This is a genomic window from Micromonospora phytophila, assembly GCF_023656545.1.
GTDB classification, from domain to species: Bacteria; Actinomycetota; Actinomycetes; order Mycobacteriales; family Micromonosporaceae; genus Micromonospora; species Micromonospora phytophila.
Map to the genome: position 1 here is coordinate 1 of NZ_JAMOKF010000287.1, position 7,170 is coordinate 7,170.

Annotated in this window: 5 protein-coding genes; 4 read left to right on the forward strand and 1 reads right to left on the reverse strand. The window is 74.6% G+C overall.

The window, feature by feature from the left end; translation table 11 throughout:
- The coding region (locus tag NCC78_RS24905) for an anhydro-N-acetylmuramic acid kinase (RefSeq protein WP_250797418.1) at positions 1-324 on the forward strand (324 nt) is incomplete at its 5' end.
- A gap of 82 nt (positions 325-406) precedes the next feature.
- A complete protein-coding gene (dxs, locus tag NCC78_RS24910; protein ID WP_250797419.1) occupies positions 407-2,362 on the forward strand; it encodes a 1-deoxy-D-xylulose-5-phosphate synthase in 1,956 nt (651 codons plus the stop codon).
- A gap of 64 nt (positions 2,363-2,426) precedes the next feature.
- On the opposite strand, the gene NCC78_RS24915 is transcribed toward dxs, so the two are convergent.
- On the reverse strand, positions 2,427-3,620 hold the full coding sequence (locus NCC78_RS24915; protein ID WP_250797420.1) for a hypothetical protein: 1,194 nt from the start codon (positions 3,618-3,620) through the stop codon (positions 2,427-2,429).
- Between the two features lie 438 nt (positions 3,621-4,058).
- Here NCC78_RS24915 and NCC78_RS24920 point away from each other — a divergent pair, with 438 nt between their 5' ends.
- Entirely contained in the window at positions 4,059-5,828 is a 1,770-nt protein-coding gene (locus NCC78_RS24920) for a DUF6311 domain-containing protein (RefSeq protein ID WP_250797423.1), read from the forward strand.
- Positions 5,828-7,170: DUF6311 domain-containing protein (locus NCC78_RS24925; RefSeq protein ID WP_250797421.1), on the forward strand; the 1,343-nt coding region annotated here is incomplete at its 3' end. The genes NCC78_RS24920 and NCC78_RS24925, both read left to right, overlap by 1 nt.

The following is a 7,170-nucleotide window of genomic DNA, read 5'->3' on the forward strand; positions in this document are numbered from 1 at the left end:
GTGCTCTGCAACGCCCGGGTGGCGGAGGTCGTCGCGGCCGGTGGCGGGGTGCGCAATCCCACACTGACGGCCCGGCTGGCCGCGCTCGGGGCGGGGCGGTGGCGGCTGCGCACCACCGACGAGCTGGGCGTGCCGGCCCAGGCCAAGGAGGCGTACGCCTTCGCGCTGCTGGGCTGGCTCTCCTGGCACGGGCTGCCCGGCGCGCTGCCCTCGGTGACCGGTGCCACCCGGGCCGCCGTGCTGGGCTCCTGGACGCCGTCCGGGCCGACGCACCGGAGCGGCCCGGGCGTGACCCCGCCGCGCCGGCTGCGGATCCGTGCCTGACCCGGCGCTCAGCACCCCGCGAAGGGCGACGGGGATCCCGGCCAGGCTGCGGAGTACCGGGCGGCCGATAGACTCTTCCGTCATGAGTGTTGAAGAGGACACGGTCCACCACACCGGGCTGCTGACCACCGTGCGCGGCCCGCAGGACGTCAAGCGCATGTCCGTCGACGAGCTGGACATCCTCGCCGCCGAGATCCGTGACTTCCTGATCGCCAAGGTCTCCCGCACCGGCGGGCACGTCGGCCCCAATCTGGGTGTCGTCGAGCTCACCCTGGCCATGCACCGGGTCTTCGACTCCCCCCGGGACCGGCTCCTGTTCGACACCGGCCACCAGGCCTACGTGCACAAGATCGTGACCGGGCGGCAGGCCGGCTTCGACCGGCTGCGCCAGCGCGGCGGCCTCTCCGGCTACCCCAGCCAGGCCGAGAGCGAGCACGACCTGGTGGAGAACTCGCACGCCTCCACCGCGCTCTCCTACGCCGACGGCCTCGCCAAGGCGTACGCGCTGCGGGGCGAGCCGCGCAGCGTGGTGGCCGTGGTCGGCGACGGGGCGCTCACCGGCGGCATGTGCTGGGAGGCGCTGAACAACATCGCCACCGCCGGCAACCCGCTGGTGATCGTGGTCAACGACAACGGCCGCTCGTACGCGCCGACCATCGGCGGCCTCGCCGACCACCTCTCCTCGCTGCGGCTCAACCCCAGCTACGAGAAGGTGCTCGACACCGTCAAGGACGCCCTCGGCTCCACCCCGCTGGTCGGCAAGCCGATGTACGAGGTGCTGCACGCGGTCAAGAAGGGCATCAAGGACGCGGTCTCCCCGCAGGCGATGTTCGAGGACCTCGGCATCAAGTACGTCGGCCCGGTCGACGGCCACGACGTCGCCGCGGTCGAGTCCGCGCTGCGGGCGGCGAAGAACTTCGGCGGCCCGGTGATCGTGCACGCCGTCACCCGCAAGGGCTACGGCTACCGCCCGGCGGAGGAGGACGAGGCGGACTGCCTGCACGGCCCGGGCAGCGCCTTCGACATCGAGACCGGCAAGCTGGTCGCCGCGCCGTCGGTGAAGTGGACCCACGTCTTCGCCGACGAGCTGGTCGCCATCGCCGACGAGCGGCCGGACGTGGTCGGCATCACCGCCGCCATGGCCGAGCCGACCGGCATCGCCAAGCTGGCCCGCAAGTACCCGAACCGGGTCTACGACGTGGGCATCGCCGAGCAGCACGCGGCCACCTCGGCCGCCGGCCTGGCGCTCGGCGGGCTGCACCCGGTGGTGGCGGTCTACGCCACCTTCCTCAACCGTGCCTTCGACCAGGTCCTGCTGGACGTGGCCATGCACCGGCTGCCAGTGACCTTCGTGCTGGACCGGGCCGGAATCACCGGCCCCGACGGGCCGAGCCACTACGGCATGTGGGACATGTCCGTCTTCGGGGTGGTGCCGGGTCTGCGCATCGCCGCCCCCCGGGACGCCGCCACCCTGCGCGAGGAGCTGCGCGAGGCGGTGGAGGTCGACAACGGGCCGACCATCGTCCGCTTCCCGACCGGCACCGTCGCGGCCGACCTGCCGGCCCTGCGCCGGTTCGGCCCGGTCGACGTGCTGGCCGAGTCGGCGCGCACCGACGTGCTGCTGGTCGCCGTGGGCTCCTTCGGCCAGCTGGGCATGGAGGTGGCCGCCCGGGTCGCGGAGCAGGGCTACGGGGTCACCGTGGTCGACCCGCGCTGGGTCCGCCCGGTCCCGGCCGAGCTGGTCGAGCTGGCCGCCGGGCACCGCCTCGTGGTCAGCGTCGAGGACGGCGTCCGGGTCGGCGGCGTCGGTGACGCCCTCGCCCAGGCGATGCGGGACGCGGACGTCCGGGTGCCGCTGCGCGACCTCGGCGTACCGGCCGACTGGCACCCGCACGGCACCCGGGCGCAGATCCTCGCCGACCTCGGCCTCACCGCGCAGGACGTGGCCCGGGACGTGACCGGCTGGATCTCCCGGCTGGACGCCGAGCCGGTCGAGCCGGTCCGGATCACCACCGACGACGCGGCCGCCCAGAACTGACGCGACAGCCGCCGACGGCGGGCGTCCCGGTCACCCGGGGCGTCCGCCGTTCGCGTGATCCGGGTCAGCGACCGCCGATCGAGCGGTAGTGGGTCTTCTCCGCGCCGGCCAGGCTGAACGTCTCCGACTCGGCCGGCATCGGTACGACGGCCAGCCCCGGTCGGTCCACCAGCCGCGGGGTGCCCGGCGGCACCGACAGGGAGCTGTCCCGGCTGGCCCGCCAGCTCAGCACCGCCAGCGGCTGCCCCGGCACCGGCAGCGCGTACGTCTGCAGCGGGCTGGACCGGTCGGCGGGGGAGACCACCGGGGCGCCCCCGTCGGCCGGGCGGTAGACCACCGCGGTCATCGTGCCGTCGGCGGTCTCCCAGCTGAGCTGCTCCAGCTCGGCCGGTTCGCCGCCGCCGAGGGCGACCTCGCCGAGGGTGCGGACGGCGAGCTTCGCCATCGGCCACGACGACGGCACCGAGCGCGGGGCGTCCCGGTCGCCGATCCGCCGCGGGATGCTGCCGAACGGCCCGCGCTCGCCGGCGAGCACGCAGGTGTCCAGGCCGGTCAACGCCCGCTTCCCGGAGCCGCTCTCGTCCCGGACCAGGGGGTAGCGCGGGTCGCCGGTGCCCGTGCCGAGGTCCAGCAGCCGGTCCGCGGCCCGGCCCCGGGGCAGCGAGTCCGTGGCGCGCAGCGTGGCCGTCACTGGCACCGCCCGGCAGGCCGGCACGTCCACCGGCTTGGTGAGGCCGTCGGTGTGGGACAGGGCCCGGCCGTCCGGCCCGAGCAGGCGCTCCACCCGCCCGGAGGTCAGGTAGCGCCGGCCGGTGGCGGTCTGTACCGGGAGCACGTCGGAGTAGACGAGGTAGCCGGGGTCGGTGTACTCGGTGGCCCGGGTGACCGCGTACCGGTCGCCGTCGGCGGTGACCTGGAGCAACCAGGAGGCGCTCTCGCCGGGCACGTCCGCGGCGACCAGGGCCAGCGGCGCGCCGTCGACCTCACCGGAGAAGAGGATCCCGGACGAGGGCAGGTGCACCCGGTCGTCGGTCGGCGACCGCCAGTCCCGGACCGCCCCGGACACCGCCGCGGTCACCCGGGCGTCCCCGGCGAGGGTGCCGCGGGGCGGCCAGACCTTCAGGGAGCCGTCCAGACTGTCGTACCCGATCCGCAGGTCCCGTGGCTGCCGGTCGGCGACCGGACCGCAGGCGGTAGCGGTGAGCAGCAGGGTCAGCAGTGCGGTGGCCGTGCTGCCGCGCCGGCGGACTGGAGCCACCTGTACGCCCCCTCGATCGACTGGGCCGTCGTCTACGGAAAGCGCCATAGTACGAGATGTCCGATCACCCGGAGCCGGCACCTCGTACGCCCGGGAGGTGGCCGGGCCCGGACGCGGTCCCGGCCCGGCCGGCGCCCACCCCACGCCGGTCGCCGCCGTGGTTTCTGGGCGAATGCCCCGCTCGGGTAGACTCCGCCGACTGTGACGCCTGCCGAGACCCGCGCCGAATCCTCGCCGCAAGCCGTCGCCGCCGCGGTCTCCGCGTCACAGCCGGTCACCAGCGGCGACGGCACGACGAACGGCCGCGGTGCGCCCACCGCCCCGACCGCGCCCGACGCCACGGCGCCCGACGCCACGGCGCCCGACGCCACCGCATCCGAGGCCACGGCATCCGACGCCATTGCGCCCGATGCCACCGCACCCGATGCCACCGCGCCGGTGGCCACCGCTGCCGCGCAGGGCCGGGCGCGGCGGTGGCCCCGGCGGCGGCAGGACCTGGCGGTCCTCGGCTTCTTCCTGCTCGCCGCGGTCTGGGTGACCAGCCAGATCTGGGTGGACCCGGCCGGGCGGGTCGCCTCGCTCTACAGCAGCGACCCGGCCCAGGTGCAGTTCTTCCTCGCCCACTCCGTGCGGGTGGTCCTGCACGGGGAGTTCCCGTTCTTCACCGAGCAGTTCAACTACCCCGACGGGGTCAACCTGATGGCCAACACGGCCATCCTCGCCCTGGGCATCCCGATGGTGCCGGTGACGCTGCTCTTCGGCCCGGCCGTGACCTTCGTGGTGCTGGTGACGCTCGGCCTCGCCGGCACCGCCGCCGCCTGGTACCTGGTGCTCTCCCGGCACGTCGTGCGCAGCCCGCTGGCGGCGGCGGTCGGGGGGTGGTTCTGCGGGTTCTCACCGGCCATGCTGTCGCACGCCAGCTGGCACCCGAACATCATCTCCCAGTTCCTGCTGCCGTTCATCGTCTGGCGGGTGCTGGTCATCACCCGGTCCCGGCATCCGTGGCGCGACGGCGTGCTGCTCGCCCTGATGGTCACCGCACAGGCGTTCATCAACGAGGAGATCCTGCTCTTCACCGCGCTGGCCTGCGGGATCTTCCTGCTCGCCGTGGTCGCGCAGCGCCCGGCGCTGGCGTCGACGGCCTGGCGCCCGCTGGCGAAGGCGCTGCTGACCTGCACCGTCGTCGCCGGGTCGCTGCTGGCGTACCCGCTGTGGGTGCAGTTCGCCGGGCCGATGGCGTACCACGGGCTGAGCGACGCGGTCCGCGACTACGGCAACGACATCGCCGCCTTCTTCGCCCCCGGCTCGCCGACGCTCGGCGGCAACGAGCGTGCCAACGTCAACCTGGCCCCGAACTACTCAGAGGAGAACGCCTTCTTCGGCTGGAGCCTCTCCCTGATGGCCGTCGGCATCGTGCTCTGGCTGCGGCGGGAGCCGCTGGTCCGGGCGCTCGCCGTGACCGGGGTGTTCTTCGCGGTGCTCTCCCTCGGCGAACGGGTCTCCTGGTGGGACCGGGAACTGTTCACCGGGCCGTGGGAGTGGCTGGTCCGGCTGCCGCTGCTCGACGCGGTGGTGCCGACCCGGTTCGGCCTGATCACCACGGTGGTGATCGGCGTGCTGCTGGCGCTCGCCGTCGAGCGGTCCCGCAGCCTGCCGGTCGAGCGCCGCACGCTGCGTACGGTCACCGTCGCCGGGTTGGTCCTCGCGCTGTTGCCGATCGCGCCGATGCCGCTGCGGGTGACCTCCCGCCCGCCGGTGCCGGACTTCATCACCGCCGACCGGTGGCGCGGCTACGTGCGGCCCGACCAGACCCTGGTCCCGATCCCGGTGCCGAACATGGGCCACACGCACGGGATGCGCTGGGCCGCGGCCACCAACCTCGACTTCAAGATCCCCGGTGGCTACTTCCTGGCCCCGCGCAACGGCAACACCGGCGACCCGGGCCGCTTCGGCGGCCGGCCCAGCGGGGTGGGGCAGCTGCTGGAGAAGGTCGCCTCGACCGGTCGTACGCCCAAGCTGGACGACCGGCAGCGACGCCGGTCGCTGGACGAGCTGCGGCACTGGCGGGCGGCGATCCTGGTGCTGCCGGTCGGCCAGCACAACGCCGAGCCGTTGCGACGCACCGTCGAGCAGTTGGTCGGCCCCGGCCGCCGGGAGCTGGACGTCTGGGTGTGGGACGTGCGGACGCTGACCGACCAGCCGGCCTGATGGCCGCTCCGACGGCGACCGGCACCGTCGACGCGACACCCGCCCGGCGCCGCCCCCGGCCGCGCGTACGGGCGTCGGACGCGCTGGTGGTGGCCGGCTACCTCGCGCTGGCGGTGCTGCTCACCGTCGGCCAGTGGGGACGTCCGCGGCGGCTGTTCCACCAGGCGGGGGACCAGGTCCTCTTCGAGTGGATGCTGGCCCGGGCGGCCCGGGCCGTGGCCGGCCTGGAGAACCCGCTGCACAGCTCGGCGCTGAACGCCCCGGACGGGGTGAACCTGATGGCCAACACCTCGGTGCTCGGCCTGGGGGTGCCGTTGACCCCGGTCACCCTGCTCCTGGGTTCCCAGACGGCGTTCCTGGTGGCGGTGGTCTGCTGCCTGGCCGGCACCGCGACGGCCTGGTACGTCCTGCTGCGCCGCCGGCTGGTCGACTCCCGGGTGGCGGCGGCCGTCGGCGGCCTCTTCTGCGGCTTCGCCCCGGGCATGGTCGCGCAGGCCGGGGCGCACCTGCACATGGCGGCGCAGTTCCTGGTGCCGGCGATCCTGGCGCTGGTGTTCGGCCCGGACGCCGGCCGGGTGAGGCGGCACGGGGCGCTGCTCGGGCTGCTCGTCACATACCAGGTCTTCCTCGGCGAGGAGGTGCTGCTCTTCGTGGCCCTCGCCGCCGGGGTGTTCGCGCTGGCGTACGCGGCGGCGGACCGGGCGGCGGCCCGTCGCCTGGCGCCCGCCCTGCTCGGCCGGATCGGCGTCGGCGCGGCGGTGGCGGTGCCGCTGCTGGCATACCCGCTGTGGTTCCAGTTCTTCGGCCCGGGCCACTACCGGGGGATGCCCTTCCACGCGTACGGCTACCAGTTGGACGCGGCGTCGTTCACCGCTTCAGCCCGGCAGACCGTGTTCGGTGACGACCACCTGCCCGGACTGCTCGCGCCGAACCCCACCGAGGAGAACTCCTTCTTCGGGCCGGGACTGCTGGTGCTCGCCGTGGTGATCGTGATCTGGCTGTGGCGTCGGCCGCTGGTCCGCGCGCTGGCCGTCTGCGGCCTGCTCTTCGCGCTGCTCTCGCTCGGCGCGCAGGTCCGGCTGGACGGGACGGCCACCGTCATCCCCGGGCCGTACCGGCTCCTGGCCGACCTGCCCCTGCTGGACCTCGCGGTGCCGGCCCGCTTCCCGCTGATCTGCGTGCCGGTGCTGGGCATCCTGCTCGCCCTGTCCCTGGACCGGCTCGGGGCCGCCCGGGCGCCGCTCGCCGCCGGCCCCACGGTGGCACCGGACCCGACCGGCGACGCCCGGGGCGAACCCGACCCGACCGCCGACGTCCCGGGGGCGTCCCCGGCGACGCGTGC

Excerpts from the sequence above, each read along its gene's own strand:
- dxs (WP_250797419.1), top strand. The coding sequence starts at position 407 with ATGAGTGTTGAAGAGGACACGGTCCACCACACCGGGCTGCTGACCACC.